This window comes from Pseudomonas sp. UBA5666, assembly GCF_002420785.1.
Taxonomy (GTDB): Bacteria; Pseudomonadota; Gammaproteobacteria; order Pseudomonadales; family Pseudomonadaceae; genus Aquipseudomonas; species Aquipseudomonas fulva.
In genome coordinates this window covers 33607-55161 of record NZ_DIIQ01000018.1, presented here as the reverse complement: position 1 = coordinate 55161, position 21555 = coordinate 33607, and the positions used below count along the sequence as shown (strand labels likewise).

At 63.5% G+C, this 21555-nt stretch carries 21 protein-coding genes; 18 read left to right on the top strand and 3 right to left on the bottom strand.

The features are described from left to right. Position 1: 1 nt before the first annotated feature. The 13 genes from B2Y33_RS10910 to B2Y33_RS10850 all read left to right on the top strand — a co-directional run bounded on the left by B2Y33_RS10910 (position 2) and on the right by B2Y33_RS10850 (position 13721). On the top strand, positions 2-508 hold the full coding sequence (locus B2Y33_RS10910) for a chemotaxis protein CheW (protein WP_028686911.1): 507 nt from the start codon (positions 2-4) through the stop codon (positions 506-508). Beyond that, positions 505-1770: a CheR family methyltransferase gene (locus B2Y33_RS10905; RefSeq protein WP_028686910.1), complete on the top strand. Its 1266-nt coding sequence runs from the start codon at positions 505-507 to the stop codon at positions 1768-1770. Before B2Y33_RS10910 ends, B2Y33_RS10905 begins: the two co-directional genes overlap by 4 nt. Further along, positions 1767-2435 carry a chemotaxis protein CheW gene (locus B2Y33_RS10900; RefSeq protein WP_028686909.1) on the top strand — a complete coding sequence of 223 codons (669 nt, stop codon included), beginning with the start codon at positions 1767-1769 and terminating at the stop codon, positions 2433-2435. The genes B2Y33_RS10905 and B2Y33_RS10900 overlap by 4 nt, the downstream gene beginning before the upstream one ends. Next, positions 2432-4735 carry a hybrid sensor histidine kinase/response regulator gene (locus tag B2Y33_RS10895; RefSeq protein ID WP_206405456.1) on the top strand — a complete coding sequence of 768 codons (2304 nt, stop codon included), beginning with the start codon at positions 2432-2434 and terminating at the stop codon, positions 4733-4735. Before B2Y33_RS10900 ends, B2Y33_RS10895 begins: the two co-directional genes overlap by 4 nt. Beyond that, positions 4732-5745 carry a chemotaxis response regulator protein-glutamate methylesterase gene (locus B2Y33_RS10890; RefSeq protein WP_027913836.1) on the top strand — a complete coding sequence of 338 codons (1014 nt, stop codon included), beginning with the start codon at positions 4732-4734 and terminating at the stop codon, positions 5743-5745. Before B2Y33_RS10895 ends, B2Y33_RS10890 begins: the two co-directional genes overlap by 4 nt. Before the next feature lie 51 nt (positions 5746-5796). Continuing rightward, complete coding sequence (locus tag B2Y33_RS10885) at positions 5797-6801, top strand: response regulator (RefSeq protein WP_206405455.1); 1005 nt, start codon at positions 5797-5799, stop codon at positions 6799-6801. A 140-nt stretch (positions 6802-6941) separates the two neighbouring features. Continuing rightward, positions 6942-8037, top strand: a protein-coding gene (prfB, locus tag B2Y33_RS10880; protein WP_097223500.1) for a peptide chain release factor 2 whose coding sequence is annotated in 2 segments (ribosomal slippage) — positions 6942-7013 and positions 7015-8037 — 1095 coding nt in all. Because the reading frame shifts where the segments join, the coding sequence is not laid out codon by codon here. Positions 8038-8129: 92 nt separating this feature from the next. After that, positions 8130-9632 (top strand): lysine--tRNA ligase, encoded by a 1503-nt coding sequence (gene lysS / locus B2Y33_RS10875; protein ID WP_028686905.1) that lies wholly within the window; start codon positions 8130-8132, stop codon positions 9630-9632. A gap of 188 nt (positions 9633-9820) precedes the next feature. Next, positions 9821-10525: a TetR/AcrR family transcriptional regulator gene (locus tag B2Y33_RS10870; RefSeq protein ID WP_027913840.1), complete on the top strand. Its 705-nt coding sequence runs from the start codon at positions 9821-9823 to the stop codon at positions 10523-10525. Positions 10526-10552: 27 nt separating this feature from the next. Then, a complete protein-coding gene (locus B2Y33_RS10865; RefSeq protein ID WP_206405454.1) occupies positions 10553-11101 on the top strand; it encodes a hypothetical protein in 549 nt (182 codons plus the stop codon). A gap of 103 nt (positions 11102-11204) precedes the next feature. Then, positions 11205-12503: a flavohemoglobin expression-modulating QEGLA motif protein gene (locus B2Y33_RS10860; RefSeq protein WP_177438137.1), complete on the top strand. Its 1299-nt coding sequence runs from the start codon at positions 11205-11207 to the stop codon at positions 12501-12503. Continuing rightward, positions 12475-13398 (top strand): alpha/beta hydrolase, encoded by a 924-nt coding sequence (locus tag B2Y33_RS10855; RefSeq protein ID WP_206405453.1) that lies wholly within the window; start codon positions 12475-12477, stop codon positions 13396-13398. The genes B2Y33_RS10860 and B2Y33_RS10855 overlap by 29 nt, the downstream gene beginning before the upstream one ends. Then, entirely contained in the window at positions 13395-13721 is a 327-nt protein-coding gene (locus B2Y33_RS10850) for a hypothetical protein (protein ID WP_206405452.1), read from the top strand. The genes B2Y33_RS10855 and B2Y33_RS10850 overlap by 4 nt, the downstream gene beginning before the upstream one ends. Positions 13722-13809: 88 nt before the next feature. Here the strand turns inward: B2Y33_RS10850 and B2Y33_RS10845 are convergent, their stop codons facing one another. From B2Y33_RS10845 to B2Y33_RS10835, 3 genes are all read right to left on the bottom strand, one after another. Then, positions 13810-14592 (bottom strand): OmpA family protein, encoded by a 783-nt coding sequence (locus tag B2Y33_RS10845; protein WP_027913844.1) that lies wholly within the window; start codon positions 14590-14592, stop codon positions 13810-13812. Positions 14593-14642: 50 nt separating this feature from the next. Next, on the bottom strand, positions 14643-15056 hold the full coding sequence (locus tag B2Y33_RS10840) for a DUF4398 domain-containing protein (protein ID WP_023534068.1): 414 nt from the start codon (positions 15054-15056) through the stop codon (positions 14643-14645). Between the two features lie 279 nt (positions 15057-15335). Further along, positions 15336-15677: a hypothetical protein gene (locus tag B2Y33_RS10835; RefSeq protein WP_027913845.1), complete on the bottom strand. Its 342-nt coding sequence runs from the start codon at positions 15675-15677 to the stop codon at positions 15336-15338. Positions 15678-15874: 197 nt separating this feature from the next. On the opposite strand from B2Y33_RS10835, the gene ppc reads away from it, so the two are divergent. The 5 genes from ppc to B2Y33_RS10810 all read left to right on the top strand — a co-directional run bounded on the left by ppc (position 15875) and on the right by B2Y33_RS10810 (position 21544). Further along, complete coding sequence (gene ppc / locus B2Y33_RS10830; protein ID WP_027913846.1) at positions 15875-18502, top strand: phosphoenolpyruvate carboxylase; 2628 nt, start codon at positions 15875-15877, stop codon at positions 18500-18502. Between the two features lie 256 nt (positions 18503-18758). After that, complete coding sequence (gene adk, locus B2Y33_RS10825) at positions 18759-19409, top strand: adenylate kinase (RefSeq protein WP_140174108.1); 651 nt, start codon at positions 18759-18761, stop codon at positions 19407-19409. A 166-nt stretch (positions 19410-19575) separates the two neighbouring features. Next, positions 19576-20250, top strand: a complete 675-nt coding sequence (tsaB, locus tag B2Y33_RS10820; protein ID WP_206405451.1) for a tRNA (adenosine(37)-N6)-threonylcarbamoyltransferase complex dimerization subunit type 1 TsaB — start codon at positions 19576-19578, stop codon at positions 20248-20250. A 130-nt stretch (positions 20251-20380) separates the two neighbouring features. Then, positions 20381-20671 carry a hypothetical protein gene (locus tag B2Y33_RS10815; RefSeq protein ID WP_049695516.1) on the top strand — a complete coding sequence of 97 codons (291 nt, stop codon included), beginning with the start codon at positions 20381-20383 and terminating at the stop codon, positions 20669-20671. A gap of 3 nt (positions 20672-20674) precedes the next feature. Continuing rightward, a complete protein-coding gene (locus tag B2Y33_RS10810) occupies positions 20675-21544 on the top strand; it encodes a DUF72 domain-containing protein (protein WP_027913850.1) in 870 nt (289 codons plus the stop codon). The last annotated feature ends 11 nt before the right edge of the window (positions 21545-21555 follow it).

Below are 21555 nucleotides of genomic sequence, written 5' to 3'. Positions count from 1 at the left end.
GATGATCGACATGCAACCGCGCGCCGTGCCGGCAGGCCACGACAACGGTGCGCTGTACCTGCAGTTTCACCTGGGTGACCAGCGTTTTGCCCTGTCTGTGCAGGACGTGATCAAGGTGCTGCCCCGTCAGCCCCTCAAGCCAGTGCTGCAAGCGCCGCACTGGGTGGCGGGCATTCTTGCCTACCGGGGGCAGTTGGTGCCGGTGGTGGATTTGGCTGCCCTGTGCGTGGGGCGGCCGGCGTTGCAGCGTACCAGTACCCGCCTGGTGCTGGTGCGCTATCGCAGCGCACTGCAACTGGGCCTGATTCTGGAGCATGCCACTGAAACCCTGCGCTGCCGTGCTGATGAATTCAAACCCTATGGCGTAAACAATGACCCCGCACCTTACCTGGGGCCGGTCCGCCAGGATGCCCTGGGTCTGGTGCAGCGCATCGAGGTCGACCAGGTGTTGCCCGAGGCCGTGCACCGAGTGCTGTACCCTGACCCACAGGGCGGGACCTGCACATGAACGAACGGCATTTCTTTCATTTTCTGCGTGAGCGCATAGGTTTGGATGTCGAATCGGTAGGCGCGTCGATGGTCGAGCGTGCCCTGCGTCAGCGCAGCGCGGCACTGGGTGCCAGCGGCCTGGACGACTACTGGGTGCGCCTGCAGCAATCGCTGGCCGAGCAGCAGGCGCTGATCGAAGCGGTGATCGTGCCGGAGACCTGGTTCTTCCGGTACCGCGAGTCCTTCACTGCGCTGACAGGCCTGGCGCACAAACGCCTGGCCAAATTGGCCGCCGCTCGCCCTCTGCGCTTGCTCAGCCTGCCCTGTTCGACAGGGGAGGAGCCCTATTCACTGGCGATGGCGCTGCTCGATGCCGGCATTCCCCCGGCATCCTTCCTGATCGACGGTATGGATATCAGCCCTGCGTCCGTGGCCAAGGCCAGCCAGGGTCTCTACGGGCGCAATGCGTTTCGTGGCGATGACCTGGGATTTCGCGAACGTTATTTCGATGTCGCTGACGAAGGCCATCGCGTGCATGACCGTGTGCGCCAGCAAGTGACCCTGCAGGTGGGCAATGTCCTCGATCCGGCATTGGCCAACCGGGAGGGCCTCTACGACTTCGTGTTCTGCCGCAACCTGCTCATCTATTTCGATGTGCCTACTCAGCAACGGGTGTTCGAAACCCTCAAGCGCCTGCTTCATCCTCAAGGCGTGCTGTTCATCGGGCCTGCCGAAGGCAGCCTGCTGGCTCGCCTTGGCATGCGCCCGGTGGGTATTGCCCAGTCGTTTGCCTATGTCCGCCAGGACGATGTGACCCAGCAACGCCCGGCGCCGGCCGTGCCGATTCAACGCGACCCCATCAAGCCGTTGACCGGCTACCGCTCGGCCAGCGCCCCGGTGCCGCGCTTGCGCGGGTCCCTTGGGCCTGTGCCTGACCGGCAGACCGTCGAAGCCCCCCGGACCGGCCCCCACGAATTGCTGGCAAGCATTGCCGAGCATGCCAATGCCGGCAATAGCCAGCAGGCGCGTGATGCCTGCCAGCGCTACCTTCGCCAGTACCCGCCGTCGGCCCAGGTGTACTACTGGTTGGGCCTGCTCAGCGACACCGAAGGTGATTTGCAACAAGCACAGGTTCACTACCGCAAGGCGCTGTACCTTGAGCCGCAGCACCCAGAAGCGCTCGTTCACCTGGCCGCGCTGTTGCAGGCCCAAGGTGACCAGGCCGGGGCCCTGCGTTTGCAGAGCCGTGCCATGCGTGCCGGTCGGGAGGCTGACCGATGAACGATGAGGCTGTGACCGACCTGCTCGCCGAAACCGATGTGCGCATCGACGACTGCTGGAATCGCATCGGTGTGCATGGCAACAAGCAGTGCCCGCTGCTTGAGCGTCATGTCCATTGCCGCAACTGCGAGGTGTACGCCGCCGCTGCCACGCGTCTGCTGGACCGCTATGCACTGGTGCAGGACACCGATGCCCAGCCGGACTTGGAGCCAGTCGAGCAGGCCTGTACAGGGCGCTCGATGCTGTTGTTCCGCCTGGGGGAGGAGTGGCTGGCGTTGCCTACCGCATGCCTGGCCGAGATCGCGCCCTTGCAGGCCGTGCATTCGCTACCCCATCAGCGCTCGCGCGTGCTGTTGGGCGTTGCCAATGTACGCGGTGCCTTGGTGCCGTGCCTGTCGTTGCAGGAGCTGCTGGGTACGCCTGGCAGCGTGACTGAACAGCGCAGCACTCGTGGCTTGCCGCGCATGCTGATCCTGGCGGCCGAGGGTGGCCCGGTGGTCATGGCCGTCGAGGAAATCGACGGCATTCATCGGCTTGATCGGCCCATGGACCCTGCTCACGACGCCATGCGCTTCACGGCAGCGGTGCTGCAATGGCGCGGGCGCAGCGTGCGTGTGCTGGATGAACAACAGCTGTTGTCTGCCGTACAGCGGAGCCTGTCATGACACCTGAGCAAATGCGCGACGCCTCGTTGCTCGAACTGTTCAGCCTTGAAGCCGAGGCCCAGACGCAGGTGCTCAACGCCGGGCTGCTGGCCCTTGAGCGCAACCCCACGCAGGCCGACCAGCTAGAAGCCTGCATGCGCGCGGCCCATTCCCTCAAAGGGGCTGCACGCATCGTTGGGGTGGATGCCGGTGTCACCGTTGCGCACGTGATGGAGGACTGCCTGGTGGCAGCCCAGGAAGGTCGCCTGCGCCTGAGCGCGGAGCATATCGACGCGCTGCTGCAGGGCACCGACCTGTTGATGCGCATTGCCACACCTGGCGACACCGCCGCCCAGGACGATGTGCCCGGCTTCCTGGTGCTGATGGCCGCCGTATTGGAGCCCGGGGGGCCGAGCGCAGCACCTGCCGTTCCCGCACAGGCCGGTGCACCGATGGCGCCGCCGCCGGTGGCGAGCCAGGCACCGGCGGCGGCGCCTGTACCAGCGTCTGAGCCGCCAGACGATGCTGAGCCTGCGCCGCGTCGCAAGGCCGGCAAGCGCACAGTAGAGGGGGGCGAGCGGGTGCTGCGGGTGACCGCCGACAGGCTCAACAGCCTGCTCGACCTGTCCAGCAAGTCCTTGGTGGAAACCCAGCGTCTCAAGCCCTACCTGGCCACCTTGCAGCGTCTCAAGCGCATGCATGGCCAGGGCATGCAGGCGCTCGATGGGCTGCGCCTGCAACTCGAAGACAGCGGCCAGGGTGGCGAGGTGCTCGAGGCCTTGGCCCAGACCCAACGCTTGTTGGCCGAAACCCAGCAGATCCTGCGTCAGCAAGCGGCCGACCTGGACGAGTTCGGCTGGCAGGCCAGCCAGCGTGCACAACTGCTCTACGACACCGCCCTGGCCTGTCGCATGCGACCATTTGCCGATGTGCTGGCCGGGCAGAGCCGCATGGTGCGCGACTTGGGCCGCGCCCTGGGCAAACCGGTGCGCCTGATCATCGAAGGGGAGAAAACCCAGGTCGATCGTGACGTCCTGGAAAAACTCGAAGCGCCGCTGACCCACTTGCTGCGTAACGCGGTCGATCATGGCATCGAACTGCCAGACAGGCGGCTGTTGGCGGGCAAGCCCGAAGAAGGGCTGATCCGCCTGCGCGTCTCGCACCACGCCGGGATGCTGAGCCTTGAGCTGATGGACGACGGTGCCGGCGTGGACCTGGATCGCCTGCGTGCCAGCATCGTGGAACGTGCCCTGTCTCCGGCCGAAACCGTCGAGCGCATGAGTGACGATGAATTGCTCACCTTCCTCTTCCTGCCGGGTTTCAGTCTGCGGGATACGGTGACCGAAGTGTCCGGGCGGGGTGTGGGGCTTGACGCCGTGCAGCACATGATCCGCGAATTGCGCGGGGCAATCGAATTGACCCAGACGCCTGGGTTGGGGTGCCGCTTCCACCTGCAGGTACCGCAAACCTTGTCGGTCGTGCGCAGCCTCGTCGTGGAAGTCGGCGGGGAGGCCTATGCCTTCCCTCTGGCGCATATCGAACACACCCTGGCGGTGGACGCCAACGACATCGTGCAGATAGAAGGGCGGCAGCACTTCTGGCATGACGGCCAGCACATCGGCCTGGTAGCCGCCAGCCAGTTGCTGCACCGGCCGGCCGGGCAAACCGATCAGAACAGCCTGCGGGTCGTGGTCATCCGCGAGCGCGAGCGCTTGTATGGCGTGGCGGTCGAGCGGCTGATCGGCGAGCGGGTGCTGGTGGTGATGCCGCTCGATCCGCGTCTGGGCAAAGTGCAGGACATTTCTTCAGGGGCGCTGCTGGACGACGGCTCGGTGGTGCTGATCGTCGATGTGGAGGACATTCTGCGCTCGGTCGACAAACTGCTCAGCACCGGTACGCTCGAGCGCGTCGAGCGCGGCGGTGCCGGCGCCTCTGGCCTGGCGCGCAAACGCATCCTGGTGGTCGACGACTCGCTGACCGTGCGTGAGCTGCAGCGCAAGCTGCTGGGCAATCGCGGCTATGACGTCGCGGTGGCGGTCGATGGCATGGATGGCTGGAACGCTCTGCGCGGCGACGATTTCGACTTGCTGATCACCGACATCGACATGCCGCGCATGGACGGCATCGAGTTGGTCATCCTGGTGCGCCGTGACCAACGCTTGCAATCGCTGCCCGTCATGGTGGTTTCCTACAAGGACCGGGAGGAAGACCGACGGCGCGGCCTGGATGCCGGGGCCGACTACTATTTGGCTAAAGCCAGTTTCCACGACGATGCGTTGCTGGATGCTGTAGTCGAACTGATCGGAGGTGCTCACGGATGAAGATCGCCATCGTCAATGACATGCCCTTGGCAGTGGAGGCCTTGCGCCGTGCCGTCGCGCTGGAACCTGCCCATGAGGTGGTGTGGGTGGCCAGCAACGGCGCCGAAGCCGTGCAACGCTGTCAGGAGCAGCAACCGGACCTGATCCTGATGGACTTGATCATGCCGGTGATGGATGGCGTGGAAGCGACTCGCCGGATCATGGCCGACACCCCGTGCGCCATCGTCATCGTTACGGTCGATCGCAAGCAGAATGTGCACCGGGTATTCGAAGCCATGGGGCATGGTGCACTGGATGTGGTCGACACACCGGCGCTGGGTGCGGGCGACGCCCGCGAAGCCGCCGCGCCATTGCTGCGCAAGATTCTCAACATCAGCTGGCTGATTGGACAGCAGCGCCCGCCGACGCCCAGGCCGGTTGCCGCACCGCTGCGTGAAGCGAGCCAGCGACGAGGGTTGGTGGCCATCGGTTCCTCGGCAGGTGGTCCGGCGGCCCTGGAAATACTGCTCAAAAGAGTGCCAGCCGGGTTCCCGGCCGCGATCGTGCTGGTCCAGCATGTGGATCAGGTCTTTGCCGCCGGCATGGCCGAATGGCTCAGCAGTGCGGCCGGGCTGCCGGTGCGCCTGGCGCGCGAAGGCGAGCCACCGCAACCTGGCCAGGTGCTGCTGGCCGGAACCAACCACCATCTGCGCCTGCTACAGAACGGGCAACTGGCCTACACTGCCGAACCGGTCAATGAAATCTACCGCCCCTCCATCGACGTTTTCTTCGAAAGCGTGGCGCGCTACTGGTCAGGCGAGGCAGTGGGGGTATTGCTCACCGGCATGGGGCGTGACGGAGCACAGGGGCTCAAGATGATGCGCCAACGGGGTTTTCTGACCATTGCCCAGGACCAGGCCAGCAGTGCTGTCTATGGCATGCCCAAGGCTGCTGCGGCGATCGATGCCGCAGTGGAAATCCGCCCGCTTGAAGGCATAGCCGGGCGTCTGACGGAAATTTTTTCACAATGATGAAGCGTAACGAATCATGCCGCCCGGCCGGCAGTGTTCAGGTGAACAGCCATGAATGAGCTCCCCATCGAAGGGTTCGCCGCCGCCGATGAAAATTCGGCGATGGTGCTGCTGGTCGACGATCAGGCCATGATCGGGGAAGCCGTGCGGCGGGGCCTGGCCCATGAGGACAACATCGATTTTCATTTTTGCGCCGACCCGCACCAGGCGGTGCAGCAGGCCATGCGCATCAAGCCCACGGTGATCCTGCAGGACCTGATCATGCCCGGGCTCGATGGCCTGACGCTGGTGCGTGAGTACCGCAGCAACCCGGCCACCCAGGACATCCCGATCATCGTGCTGTCGACCAAGGAAGAACCGCTGGTCAAGCGCGCCGCGTTCGCGGCCGGGGCCAACGATTACCTGGTCAAACTGCCCGACACCATCGAGCTGGTGGCGCGCATTCGCTATCACTCGCGTTCCTACCTGACCTTGTTGCAGCGCGACGAAGCTTACCGCGCCCTGCGGGTCAGCCAGCAGCAGTTGCTCGATTCGAACCTGATGCTGCAACGGCTGATGAACTCCGATGGCTTGACGGGCCTGTCCAATCGACGCCATTTCGATGAGTACCTGGAGCTTGAGTGGCGACGGGCGATGCGCGAGCAGCAACAGTTGTCGCTGTTGATGATCGACGTCGATTATTTCAAGGCCTACAACGACACCTTTGGCCACCTGGCCGGAGACGAAGCGCTGCGGCGCGTGGCAGAAGCCATCCGTGGCTCGTGCTCGCGGCCTAGCGACCTTCCGGCCCGCTACGGCGGCGAGGAGTTCGCCCTGGTGTTGCCCAACACCTCCCCAGGTGGCGCCAGGCTGGTTGCCGAGAAACTGCGCCAGAGCGTGCTGGGCCTGGCGATCGAGCACACGGCACCGGCTGCCGGAGCGTACCTGACCGTCAGCGTGGGCCTGGCCACGCAGGTTCCCGCTATCGGCAGCCTCTGTCGGCAATTGATCTCGGCGGCGGACAAAGGGCTGTACCAGGCCAAGAACGGTGGCCGCAACCAGGTGGGTGTCGCCTAGCGCGCTGGGCGAGGGGTGCTCCTTTCGAGCGGCTGCACCCGGCGGCTGGTTGTCGATGCCTGCCAGGCGGGTCTGCCGCCACGCGGCCGACTCGGTTATACTCGCAGGCTTTTCACCGAATTCGCACGAGTAGCCTGCCCATGGAAATCCAACCGATCCTGAACACCATCAAGGACCTCTCCGACCGCTCCCAGTCCATTCGGGGGTATCTTTGACTACGATCTCAAGCATGACCGCCTGATCGAAGTCAATCGCGAGCTGGAAGACCCCAACGTCTGGAACAAGCCCGAGTACGCCCAGGCCCTGGGCCGTGAGCGGTCCATGCTGGCGCAGGTCGTCGAGACGCTGGACAAGCTGTCCAACGGCCTGGCCGATTGCAAGGACCTGCTGGACATGGCCGTCGAAGAGGGCGACGAGGGCGCTGTCGGCGACGTCGTGACCGAACTGCATGGCCTTGAAGAAAACCTGGCCCAGCTCGAGTTCCGTCGCATGTTCAGCGGCGAGATGGACATGAACAACGCCTACCTCGACATCCAGGCCGGCTCCGGCGGGACCGAGGCGCAGGACTGGGCCAACATTCTGTTGCGCATGTACCTGCGCTGGGCCGACAAGCGTGGTTTCGACGCCACCATCATCGAACTCTCCGAGGGCGAAGTGGCTGGCATCAAGGGCGCCACCGTGCACATCAAGGGCGAATATGCCTTCGGCTGGCTGCGCACCGAGATCGGCGTGCACCGCCTGGTGCGCAAGAGCCCGTTCGACTCCGGCGCCCGCCGCCACACCTCGTTCTCGGCCGTGTTCGTCTCGCCCGAAATCGACGACAAGGTCGAAATCGAGATCAACCCGTCGGACCTGCGCATCGACACCTACCGCTCCTCGGGCGCCGGCGGCCAGCACGTGAACACCACCGACTCGGCAGTGCGTATCACCCACGTGCCGACCAACACCGTGGTGGCGTGCCAGAACGAACGCTCCCAGCATGCCAACAAGGACACCGCCATGAAAATGCTGCGGGCCAAGTTGTACGAGCTGGAGATGCAGAAACGCAATGCGGCCTCGCAGGCGCTGGAAGACAGCAAGTCGGACATTGGCTGGGGCCACCAGATCCGCTCGTACGTGCTGGACGACTCGCGCATCAAGGACCTGCGTACCGGCGTGGAACGCAGCGACTGCCAGAAAGTGCTGGACGGTGACCTTGACCAGTACCTGGAAGCGAGCCTCAAACAGGGGCTGTAAGCCACACCCTATCGCCGCGCCACCGGCCTCGTGCCGGTAGCGCGCGCCCTGCCCGCCAAGGGCAACGAATACCTGATGGAAACAAAGACGACATGAGCGACCTGAAGACCGAATCGCAAGACCTGCAACAGGAAGAAAACGCCCTGATCGCCCTGCGTAAGGAAAAGCTTGCAGCAGAACGCGCCAAGGGCAATGCCTTCCCCAACGACTTCCGTCGCGACAGCTACTGCAACGACCTGCAGAAACAGTACGCGGACAAGACCAAGGAAGAGCTGGAAGCAGCCGCGATCCCGGTCAAGGTGGCGGGCCGCATCATGCTCAACCGTGGCTCGTTCATGGTCATCCAGGACATGACCGGCCGCATCCAGGTCTACGTCAACCGCAAGACCCTGCCCGAAGAAACCCTGGCTGCGGTCAAGACCTGGGACCTGGGCGACATCATCAGCGCCGAGGGCACCCTGGCTCGCTCGGGCAAGGGTGACCTGTACGTCGAAATGACCCAGGTGCGCCTGCTGACCAAGTCGCTGCGTCCGCTGCCCGACAAACACCACGGCCTGACCGACACCGAGCAGCGCTACCGCCAGCGCTACGTCGACCTGATGGTCAACGAAGAGACACGCCACACCTTCCGCGTGCGCTCCCAGGTCATCTCGCACATTCGCAAGTTCCTCATCGAGCGCGACTTCCTCGAAGTCGAGACGCCGATGCTGCAGACCATCCCGGGCGGTGCAGCGGCCAAGCCGTTCGAAACCCACCACAATGCGCTGGACATGGCCATGTTCCTGCGTATCGCGCCTGAGCTGTACCTCAAGCGTCTGGTCGTCGGTGGTTTCGAGAAGGTCTTCGAAATCAACCGCAACTTCCGCAACGAAGGGGTTTCGACGCGCCACAACCCCGAGTTCACCATGCTCGAGTTCTACCAGGCCTACGCCGACTACCGCGACAACATGGACCTCACCGAGGAACTGTTCCGCGAGCTGGCGCAGCTGGTGCTGGGATCTACCGATGTGCCGTACGGTGACAAGGTCTTCCACTTCGGCGAGCCCTTCGTGCGCCTGTCGGTGTTCGACTCGATCCTCAAGTACAACCCGGAGCTCACCGCTGCCGATCTGCAGGATGTCGACCGCGCCCGCGACATCGCTCGCAAGGCCGGTGCGAAGGTGCTGGGCCATGAAGGCCTGGGCAAGCTGCAGGTGATGATTTTCGAAGAGCTGGTCGAGCACAAGCTGGAGCAGCCGCACTTCATCACCGAGTACCCGTTCGAGGTCTCGCCGCTGGCCCGTCGCAACGACGAGAACCCTGCGGTGACCGACCGTTTCGAACTGTTCATCGGCGGGCGCGAAATCGCCAACGCCTACTCCGAGCTCAACGATGCCGAAGACCAGGCCGAGCGCTTCCTGGCCCAGGTGGCCGAGAAGGATGCCGGTGACGACGAGGCCATGCATTACGACGCCGACTTCGTGCGCGCGCTGGAATACGGCATGCCGCCAACGGCGGGCGAGGGCATCGGCATCGACCGCCTGGTGATGCTGCTGACCAACTCGCCATCGATCCGCGATGTGATCCTGTTCCCGCACATGCGTCCGCAGGGCTGAGTGAAGTCGAAAAAGCCGCCTTTTCAGGCGGCTTTTTCTTGCCTGAAGCATTATGTTGTCATTACCGGCCCGCTCGCGATCCAAGCGCCTGCGAAGCAATCTGCGATTCCAACGCCTGGGGGCAGATCGGACGCGAACGGGCATGCTCCGACCAGACACCGTACATGAGGTACTCCATGACAACCGCCATGGCTCAACAAGGGGCTGCAGGCATCGCCACTGCCGTTGCCGAAAGCGTGCGCTACCAGGGCCGCAAGACGGCCCGGCAAGGCAGTGAGCAGCGTCGCCAACTGATTCTGGACGCCGCCATGCGCATCGTGGTGCGCGATGGCGTGCGGGGCGTGCGACACCGTGCCGTCGCCGCAGAGGCAGGGGTGCCGCTGTCGGCCACCACCTACTACTTCAAGGACATCGAGGACCTGCTCACCGACACGTTCGCCCAGTACGTCGAACGCAGCGCCGCCTACATGGCCAAGCTCTGGCTCAACACCGAAGCAGTGTTGCGCCAACTGCTGGCCCAAGGTGACGGCAGTCCCCAGGCACGGGCAAAACTGGCCGATGAAGTGGCGCGCATGACGGCCGATTACGTGCAGCGCCAACTGCTCACCCGCCGCGATTTCATGATGGCCGAGCAGGCGTTTCGCCAGGAAGCGCTGCTGTGCCCACGCCTGGCCGAGCTGGTCTGTGCTCACGAGCAGATTCTGCTGCACGGTACGCGCCAACTGCTGCAGGTCGTTGGCTCGCGACAGCCCGAACAGGATGCACAGATGTTGACGGCGATTATCGAGCAGATGGAATATCAGGGCCTGCTCAAGCACGCCGAGGCGCAGGCCGATGGGCCGATGCTGGCGATGCTTACCCGATACTTGCAGTTGGTGCTGGCGTCGGCTTGAGCCCGACCTTTTCGAGGAAGAAACCTGATGAAAGCCTGGCGTGTGGTGCTGTTGACGCTGTCATTCCTGATGCTGGGCGGTTGTCTGGTGACCTTTTCCGAACCGCTACCCGGTAAGTCCTCGGCCCCCAAGGGGCTGGTGGGCAGCTGGACCACCAAGAACGCCTGGGGCGAGCCGCTGAAGCTGGTCATCACGCGTGCCGACGCAGGTGCCTACAAAGCGGTGGCCACACCCAAGGGCAAATCTGCCCAAACCTATGTATTCAATGTGGCCCAGCAGGGTAACCGCTGGTACCTGTCGGCGCGAGTGCCTGGCGACCTGGGCGGCAACTACGTGATCGGTGGTTTCGATATCGTCGATGGCAAGGAGCTGGTGGTCTATAACCTCGATCTGCAGCAAGTGCAGCAGGCCGTGGACAGCAATGAATTGAGCGGGCACAGCACCGAGGTGGCGCAGGACAACGGCGAGGGTCTGCTGGTCGACAGCCCACCAGCGCGTGTCCTGGCCTACCTCAACGACCCAGCGAATTCGGACCTGTTCGTGGAGGCAGTGCGCTTCAAACGCGCTGGCCAGTGACAGGGCAAGTCTCTGGTGATTCGCGGATGCGCCAAGGGCGCACTCTCGCCTCGGCTGCTCGACACTTGAGTCGGCCGACACGAGCGGGACATGGCTTGGCCTGATGGCCGATAAGGATTTCTTTGTGGACGAGTACCAGCAAACCATTCGCGCACTCTCCGACCGCATCGTGGCTGCGCAAACGCCGATTCGCGTGCTCGATGCAGTCAAGTGGGACGATGGCATCCGTCGCGGCTTCTTCGAGGCCAAGGGCAAGATCCCGCCTGCCGTGGACCGTGCCTATTACCAGGCGCGCTCACTGGGGTTCGACTCCAGCGCTGTGAAGGCGGAGTTCCAGGCCATCGAGCGTGACATCATTCGCCAGCTTGGCCAGTTCAGCCCCGTGGGGCAGATCATGAAACGCATGTGCCGCGAGTACCGCATGGTCGTGCGCATGCTCGAGGCCAGGGGTACGCAAGATTTCGGTCTGATTTCCCAGGAGCTGTACGGCGCTGCCTCCGATGTTTTCCATGCCGGTGACCCGACCCTGGCCGACCTTGGCCTGATGCTGTCGGACTACCTGAACAACATCGATGGACGCGGTGACCTCAAGGACGAGCCGAAGGACCTGACGGCCAAGCAGGCGGTGGAAATCCTCCAGTGCCGGTTGAACAAGGTGTTCGGTGAAGCCGAGGGGACCATTCGCGTGTTCGAGTCCGACGGTATCGTGGCCGATGCCGCCGCCGGTGCCGACTACATCAAGGTGCGTGCCGATGCCATGTTCAACGCGCGCGATGTACGGGCCCTGGAAGTGCACGAGGGGTTGGTGCACGTGGGCACTACCCTCAATGGCCTGAACCAGCCTATCTGCACGTTCCTGGCCAAGGGCCCGCCGTCCTCGACGGTGACCCAGGAAGGCCTGGCCATCCTGATGGAAGTCATCGCTTTCGCCTCCTACCCCAGCCGCCTGCGCAAACTGACCAACCGCACCCGCGCCATACACATGGTCGAGGACGGTGCGGACTTCATGCAGGTGTACCGGTTCTTCCAGGAGCAGGGCTTCGACATGGGGCAGAGCTACAGCAATGCCAGCCGGGTATTCCGTGGGTCGGTGCCCAATGGCTTGCCATTCACCAAGGACTTGTCCTACCTCAAGGGCTTCATCATGGTTTACAACTACATTCAGTTGGCCGTGAAGAAGGGCAAGCTGGAGCAGATACCGCTGCTGTTCTGTGGCAAGACCACCCTCGAAGACATGCGCACCCTGCGCCAGCTTGTCGAGGAGGGCCTGGTGGAGCCGCCCAAGTACCTGCCTGAGCAATTCCGCGACTTGAACGCCTTGTCGGCCTGGATGTGCTTTTCCAACTTCCTCAACCACTTGAGCCTGGACCGTATTGAAACCGACTACGCGAATATCCTTTGACGGGCTCCGCCTGCTGACGGCGGGCATGGTGCTGGTGCTGCTGGGCGGGTGCAGCGGCTTGCTGTTCTACCCTGAGCGGGGCCAAGCGTTCACGCCAGAGCGCGCCAGGCTCGCCTACAGCGATGTCACCCTGGTCGCCGCCGACGGTGTACGCCTGCATGCCTGGTGGCTGCCGGCCAAGCCAGGTGTGGCGGTCAAGGGCACGGTACTGCACCTGCACGGTAATGGGGGCAATCTGCCCGGTCACCTGGGCGGCAGCTACTGGTTGCCGGAGCAGGGTTACCAAGTGCTGATGATCGACTACCGAGGCTACGGCCTGTCCGATGGCAAGCCGCGGCTACCTGAGGTCTATCAGGATATCGCCGCCGCCATGGCCTGGCTCGACCAGTCTCCGCAGGTCAAGGGCAAACCCCTGGTCTTGCTGGGGCAGAGCCTGGGCGGTGCCATGGCCATCCACTACCTGGCCGCCCATCCCGAGCAGCGCGAACGCTTCAGCGCTCTGGTGTTCGACGGCGTTCCGGCCAGCTACCGGGCGGTGGGCCGATACGCCTTGAGCACCTCGTGGATGACCTGGCCGCTTCAGGTGCCGTTGTCCTGGCTGGTGCCCGATGCCGATAGCGCCATCGACTCCGTCGGGCAGCTGACCAGCCCGCCCAAGCTCTTTTTCCACAGCATCGATGATGACCTGGTGCCCATGAACAACGTCATCCGCCTGTATCAGCAGGCACCCCCTCCACGGGTGCTGCAGTTGACCCGAGGTGGACACGTGCAGACGTTCGCCGACCCTACCTGGCGTGAAGTGATGCTGCGTTTTCTGGATGACCCCAGCCACTTCACCGGCCTGCGGCGGCTCGCCGAAGTGCCCAATGCCTATGACGAGAAGAACCCGCAATGAGCGAAGAACGCAACGCCATACCGCTGATCCTGACAGGAGTCGGCAGCATTATCGTGACGGTGGGGGCCCTGTGGTACTACGGCTACCTGCACTTCGCCAAGCCTGAGGATGCCTTGTTGCTGCAGGATTTCACCATGCTCAAGACGGTACCGGGCAAAGACTACAAGGTGTCACTGGAGCCGGCAGCGCAGGTAGCCCAGTGCGCCGATGGCGTGCTGGTACTGTTCGACACCCAGCAAAAAGGCCTCAGTGGCGTGCTCGTCGACAGCCGCAAGCGCGCCGTACGCTGCGTGGGCGCCGATACGCCGCAGCAGGTGCGATAGGGCCTACTTGGCTAACCGGTAGCACCAAAAAAGAACCCCGCGCTGGAGGGACGCTCCAGCGCGGGGTTCTTGTTCCTGCCGTGCAGCGTTACTTCATCGAAGAACGCGGTGCAACTGGCTGGTTGTCATTGGAAATGGTCACTTCCACACGACGGTTCTGGGCGCGGCCCGAGTTGCTGGAGTTATCCGCTACAGGATATTCCTTGCCATAGCCCTGGGCAACGATGCGCGCTGGGTCTACACCTGCGCGGACCAGTGCCATGCGTACGCTGCCGGCGCGACGCTCGGACAGGGACTGGTTGTAGCTGGCCGAGCCGACGCTGTCGGTGTAACCCTCGACGATCACTTTGCGCTCAGGGTTTTCCTGAAGGAACTGAGCCAGCTTGGTGATGTTCGGGTAGGCATTGCTCTTGAGCTCAGCCTTGTTGAAGTCGAACAGCACGTCGCCGAAGGTTACCAGGGTGCCGCGCTCGGTCTGCTTGGCGTTCAGGCTTTGCTGCAGCTTGGCGATCTGGGCGTCACGGGCGTCCAGCTTGGCCTGTGCGCGCAGCGCGGCGGCGTTTTTCAGGTCGCCTTCAGCAGTGCGCAGGGCGATGGTCTGCTTGGCCACTTCAACACGCTGGTTGGTCAGGTAGGCCAGTTGGTCGACCTTCTGCTCGTCTTCGCGGTCCATGTAGGCTTTGTCAGCCTTGTTCAGCCAGTCCTGGGCGTCCTTGGTTTCAAGGGCAGCCACTTTGCTGGCCTGCGGATCGCTCTGCAGGGAAGAGAAGTTGGTGCGAGCCGCTTCCAGGTTGGCGTTCGGGTCGTGCGAGCAGGCAGCGAGACCGACGCTCAGGGCAAGGAGGGCGGGAATCATGACGTGTTTGCGCATAGTGTTCATCCTTTGATCGAGTGCGAAGGCTAAGGGAGACAGGGCAGGGCTCATTGAGCGCTGCGCAGGCCTTCCTCACGTACGTCCTGGGCGCCTTGACGGGCGTCCTGTACGGCCTTCTGGGCCTTGGCCGCCTGGGCCTTACGTTCGGCGAGACGCGCGTCCCATTCGGCCTGTTCGGCCAGACGCTTGGCTTCGTCGTACTTCTTGTCATGCATGGCGATTTCGGCCTGCTTGAACTTGTCCTGAGCTGCTTTCATTTCGACAGCAGCGTACTCGGTGCCGCCTGCGCTGACGGCAGAGTTCACGGCGGACTGGGTCACAGCATACTGTTCGGTTGGCGGGTTGCCTGCACAGCCAGCCAGGACCAGGCTACTGCCCAGGGCCAGCGCGGCCAGCTTGAACCCGCGCACGTAAGTGGATGAAGGTTTGACAGTGCGGGTTTTCATGGTGGTCAGCTCCATTGGATCACTCCTGATAATGACGATGTCCGTAGCAGTCCATCGCTCATTCCCCGGACCGTTTTCATGCGCTTCAGCTGAATGGCGCACAAGTACCGGTGTGCAGGGTTTTAGCGTGATGGCTATTGGCTCCGACTGGAAGAATTTTCGAATAGTTCAGTAAAAAGTCCAGATTACGAGTAACTCTTTCTGACTAATCGGTCAGCTGAAATTCAGCGGAACTTTTGCCTGCCCAAGCGGTTTTCGCTACGGCCAGCAACCGAAGTCTTGGTCGGGCGACGGTCATTTCTCATCTCCCCCCGCCCCGTTCAGCGCATGCAAATGCTGACGCGAAAGTGCGAGGAAGCGGGGCGTGGGCCCTACGTCTTCGTACAAGGGATCACCCTCTTCATCGGTGGCGATGACCTGGCGTCCCTGGACATAGGGGAAGCTTGCCTCCAGCTCCTCCAGCGCCGCACCGACCAGTTCGCCAAGTAGCGCTTCGGCGGTTCGCTTGGGGTACATGTCGATGAGCGCCGCCAGGCGCGCTTCGGACTCCAGATCAAGGTGCAACACATGTTCGGTACGGCTGAGGGTGCCGGCCGCGTTCTGTTCCCAGTGCTGGGCGAGTTCACGAATTTTCATGATGACCTCTGTTAGCGCCTGCTAGGGCACGCAAGGCATGAGAGTGGTGAGCATCCACATTAGTTTGCTTTGGGTGTGCATGGCTTGCCATCGCCGCCTTGCTCTTGGCACTCTGGCATGAGGTCGCGGCCTCACAGGCAGCGCGATGAGCCTAACAAGGCATGCCAGGCGCTTGAGCTGCGCCACGGAGAGGGCCAATGACCGATATCGATGTGCGTTTGCGTGAAGATGTCCATGTGCTGGGAGAGCTGCTCGGCGACACGATTCGTCACCAGTATGGCGATGAATTTTTGCAGAAGATCGAGGATATTCGTCACAGCGCGAAAGCTGATCGACGCAATGCCGGCGAAGAGCTCAGCTCGACCTTGGGTGATCTGGACGATGACGAACTGTTGCCGGTGGCCAGGGCATTCAACCAGTTCCTCAACCTGGCCAACATGGCCGAGCAATACCAGTTGATACGACGCCGCGATGCCGACCAGCCCGAGCCCTTCGAGGCCCGCGTGCTGCCGGAGCTGCTGGCCCGCCTCAAGCAGGCCGGCCATGACGATCAGGACCTGGCGCGGCAGTTGGCTGGCCTGGATATCCAGCTGGTGCTCACTGCGCACCCTACCGAAGTCTCGCGGCGTACCCTGATCCAGAAGTACGACGCCATCGCCGCCCAGCTGGCTGCCCAGGATCATCGCGACCTGACCCCCGCCGAAACCGCGCAGATCCGCGACCGCTTGCGCCGTCTGATTGCCGAGGCCTGGCATACCGAGGAAATCCGCCGTACACGCCCCACGCCCGTGGATGAGGCCAAATGGGGCTTCGCCGTGATCGAGCACTCGTTGTGGCACGCCATCCCCAACCACCTGCGCAAAGTCGATCACGCCCTGCAGGAGGCGACCGGCCAGCGGCTGCCACTGACGGCGGCCCCCATCCGCTTCGCTTCGTGGATGGGCGGCGACCGGGACGGCAACCCCAATGTTACCGCCAAGGTCACCCGGGAAGTCCTGCTGCTGGCGCGTTGGATGGCAGCGGACCTGTTCCTGCGCGATATCGATGCGCTGGCGGCCGAGCTTTCCATGCAACAGGCCAGTACGGCCTTGCGCGAGCACGTGGGCGACAGCCCGGAGCCTTACCGTGCGCTGCTCAAGCAACTGCGCGAGCGCTTGCGGGCAACTCGCAGCTGGGCCCATTCGGCACTGTCTGCCAACGTACCGCCTGGGCCTGACGTGCTGGTGGACAACCGCGAGCTGGTTGCACCGTTGCAATTGTGTCACCAGTCGCTGCATGACTGCGGCATGGGCATCATCGCCGATGGCCCGCTGCTGGACTGCCTGCGCCGGGCCGTGACCTTCGGCCTCTTCCTGGTCAGGCTGGACGTGCGCCAAGACGCCGCGCGTCACCGTGATGCGCTGAGCGAAATCACCGAGTACCTAGGCATGGGCCGGTATGCCGACTGGGATGAGGAACAGCGTATCGACTTCCTGGAACAGGAGCTGGCCAACCGTAGGCCGCTGCTGCCAGCCCACTTCGAGCCTCAGGACGAGACGGCCGAGGTGTTGGCCACCTGCCGGGAGATCGCCGCGGCGCCAGGCGCCTCGCTGGGCTCGTACGTGATTTCGATGGCAGGTGCTGCGTCGGACGTGCTGGCGGTGCAATTGCTGCTCAAGGAAACCGGCCTGACCCGTCCGATGCGGGTGGTGCCGCTGTTCGAAACCTTGGCTGACCTGGATAACGCGGGCCCGGTGATGCAGCGTCTGCTGGCGCTGCCCAGTTATCGCGCCGGCCTGCATGGCCCTCAGGAGGTCATGATCGGCTATTCCGATTCGGCCAAGGATGCGGGCACCACGGCCGCGGCCTGGGCCCAGTACCGCGCCCAGGAAAGCCTGGTGCGCATTTGCGCCGAGCACCAGGTCGAGTTGCTGCTGTTCCATGGCCGGGGCGGTACGGTGGGGCGCGGCGGCGGCCCGGCTCACGCCGCCATTTTGTCGCAACCGCCGGGTTCGGTCGCCGGGCGGTTCCGCACCACCGAACAGGGGGAGATGATCCGCTTCAAGTTCGGCTTGCCTGGCATTGCCGAGCAGAACCTCAACCTGTATCTGGCCGCCGTGCTCGAAGCCACGCTGCTGCCACCGCCGCCCCCGCAGCCGGCCTGGCGCGACCTCATGGATCAGATGGCTGCCGATGGGGTCAAGGCCTACCGCGACGTGGTGCGTGAGCACCCGGACTTCGTCGAGTACTTCCGCCAGTCGACCCCCGAGCAGGAGTTGGGGCGCCTGCCGCTGGGCAGTCGCCCGGCCAAGCGACGTGCCGGCGGTATCGAAAGCCTGCGCGCCATCCCCTGGATCTTCGGCTGGACCCAGACTCGACTGATGCTCCCAGCCTGGCTGGGTTGGGAGACGGCACTGAACAACGCGCTGGCTGCCGGGCAGGGCCCGTTGCTTGCGCAGATGCGCGAGCAGTGGCCGTTCTTCCGCACGCGCATCGACATGCTGGAGATGGTCCTGGCCAAAGCCGATGCCCAAATTGCAGAGGCCTACGACCAACGTCTGGTGCAACCGCACCTGCTACCTTTAGGTACACAGCTGCGCGACCTATTGTCGCAGTCGTGCCAGGTCGTGCTGAGCCTGACCGGGCAGCAGGTGCTACTGGCGCATAGCCCCGAAACCCTGGAATTCATCCGCCTGCGCAATACCTACCTGGACCCGCTGCATCGGCTACAGGCAGAACTGCTGGCGCGTTCGCGTGACCGCCAGGCCGCTCTGGACAGCCCGCTGGAGCAGGCGTTGCTGGTGACCATCGCCGGTATCGCCGCGGGGCTGCGCAACACCGGTTGAGGGGAGGGGGCGGGGCTGCTTCAGAAAGGTGCAGGGGTGCATCGAACAGCGACGGCACGGGGGTTGCGCTGGGCGCAACCACTGACCCGCTCGACCTGAAGTGGTGCATTCATGCAACTTTGGGACGCTTGTCGGGCTGGCAGGCGCTGTGTATCTTGAGCAGCCTTCTGACCGATTCATGGTCATACCTAATTTCCGGACTTGGCCCTGGTTGCCGAATCCATTGAATTGCATACAAAAATTTGAGGAGCACAAGATGCGCGTAATTCTGCTGGGAGCTCCCGGGGCCGGTAAAGGTACTCAGGCAAAGTTCATCACCGAGAAGTTCGGTATTCCACAGATCTCCACCGGTGACATGCTGCGTGCGGCGGTCAAGGCCGGCACGCCCCTGGGCCTGGAGCTGAAAAAAGTCATGGATGCCGGCCAACTGGTCTCCGACGAGTTGATCATCAGCCTGGTCAAAGAGCGCATCGCCCAGCCTGATTGCGCCAACGGCTGCCTGTTCGACGGTTTCCCGCGCACTATCCCGCAGGCAGAGGCCATGGTCGCTGCAGGCGTGGACATTGATGCCGTGGTCGAGATCGCCGTGGACGACGAAGAGATCGTTGGCCGCATGGCAGGCCGTCGTGTGCACCTGGCCTCGGGCCGTACCTACCATGTCCAGTACAACCCGCCGAAAATCGAAGGCAAGGACGATGTCACTGGCGAAGACCTGATCCAGCGCGATGATGACAAGGAAGAAACCGTTCGCCATCGCCTGTCGGTCTACCACAGCCAGACCAAGCCACTGGTAGACTTCTACCAGAAGCTGTCGGCGACCAACGATGGCAAGCCCAAGTACAGCCACATCGAAGGTGTGGGCTCGGTAGAAGCGATCACTGCCAAGGTACTGGCCGCGCTGAGCTGATCGGCACGTTGTCATTGAACGACGGCCCGCTTGCGGGCCGTTGTCGTTTTTGGCCTTGTGCGGTGTGGGCGCATCCCCGGCAGCCCACACGGCGGCCCTTTGGGACACGAAGGCGCGGCTGCTCTATACTCGCGCTCTTTCCCACTCACACCTGGATACCTGTTCGATGACCACCTTGTTGGCCCTGGATACCGCCACCGAAGCCTGTTCCGTTGCACTGCTGCATAACGGTGAGGTAACCAGCCATTACGAGGTGATCCCACGCATGCATGCTCAGAAGTTGCTGCCAATGATCAAGCAACTGCTGGCCGAATCCGGCGTAGCCCTGGGCACGGTCGATGCCATTGCGTTCGGCCGTGGCCCGGGTGCGTTCACTGGTGTGCGCATTGCCATCGGCGTGGTGCAGGGGCTGGCTTTTGCCCTGGAGCGGCCCGTGTTGCCGGTGTCCAATCTCGCAGCGCTGGCCCAGGGCGCACTGCGTCAACAGGGTGCCCAGCAAGTGGCCGCCGCCATCGATGCGCGTATGGACGAAGTGTACTGGGGCTGCTATCAGGCCATAGCCGGGGAAATGCGCCTGCAAGGCGCTGAAGCGGTGCTGCCACCCGAACGTGTGGCGTTGCCAGCAGGGGCGCAAGGACTATGGTTCGGAGCAGGTACGGGTTGGGGCTATGCCGAGCGCCTGGCGGTCACTGCTGACGCAAGCGACCCCTCGGCCTTGCCCAGTGCCCTTGATGTGCTGAGCCTGGCGCGCTTTGCCTGGGCCCGGGGTGAAGCCATCGCAGCTGAGCAGGCTCAGCCGATTTACCTGCGCGATAACGTGGCAACGCCCAAAAAGCAGTAAGGCTGTTCGTCGGGCGCGCTCGATAGTGCTACAACCTTTTGCATAAAGTGTGGTCAAGTTCTCAATCGAGCATTAGCGGCGGGCCATCAATGCTGCTAAATTGCCATCATTGGTCCTGGGTGCTCATGCCATGCGTGTCGACGGTTTCTCATCACAGTCCTTTCCGATCAAGCGTACGCCGCGCAAGGCAGCGGTGCATGATGACGTGGCGGATGATGGCGAACTGGTGGAAGAGGTCGCCATGGCAGCCCAGGAGCCTGCTGCTCGTCGCCGTACCGGGACGCTGCCAGCCCGTCAGCAGGACATGGTGTTCCCCCGCGCCCGTGACCGGCGCACCGCCTCGGCACTTGCCAGTTACCTGAGCACAGCGGGCTTTACCGACTGGGACATGGAAGTACTGGGGCTCGACCTGTACATTTGACGGATGAGCCTGCCGTCCATCCCCTATTTCATTGGCTGCCCCTCGTGGAGCGAAAACGCCTGGCGTGAGTACCTGTACCCTGCCGACGCCAGCGCCGCGCAGATGCTTGGGCTGTACAGCCAGGTCTTCAATGCCGTCGAAGGCAATACCACGTTCTATGCCAGGCCATCGCCTGCCACGGTGGTCCGGTGGGCGGCAACGATGCCAGCGCATTTTCGCTTCACGGCCAAGTTCCCCCGCGACATCAGCCACGGTGGCGACCTGCGCGACCATCTCGAACCTGCCTTTGACTTCATTCGCCTGATGGCGCCGCTCGGGCCGCGCGTGTCCCCTTACTGGCTGCAGTTGCCCGCTTCGTACGGCCCGGGGCGACTGGCAGAGCTGAGCCAGTTCCTGCAGCAGGTGGGTGTAAACGTTGCAGTGGAGGTGCGCCATCCGGCGTTCTTCGCCAAGGGCGAGGATGAACGCGCGCTCAACCGCCTGCTGGCCGACTTGGGTGTCGAGCGGGTGTGTCTCGATCCCAGGGCGCTGTTCAGCTGTACCTCCACTGACCCCGCCATCGTGCATGCCCAGTCCAAGAAGCCCAACGTTCCGCCGCGACCAGCCGCGTTCAGTCAGCGTCCGCAGGTGCGCTTCATCGGCCATCCGGCGCTTGAGTACAACGAACCCTTCCTGACCCCTTGGGTGGACAAGCTGGCTGCGTGGATCGAAGAGGGGCGCAGCCCGTACATCTTCTTGCACACTGCTGACAACCGCCTGGCGGCCGCGTTGGCGCAACGTTTCCACCAGCGGCTCATGTTACGCCTGCCCGGGCTGGCCGCACTGCCGGAATTGCCGCGAGCGCCGGAGGTCGAACAGCTGGGCCTGCTCTGATTTCTTCCCCC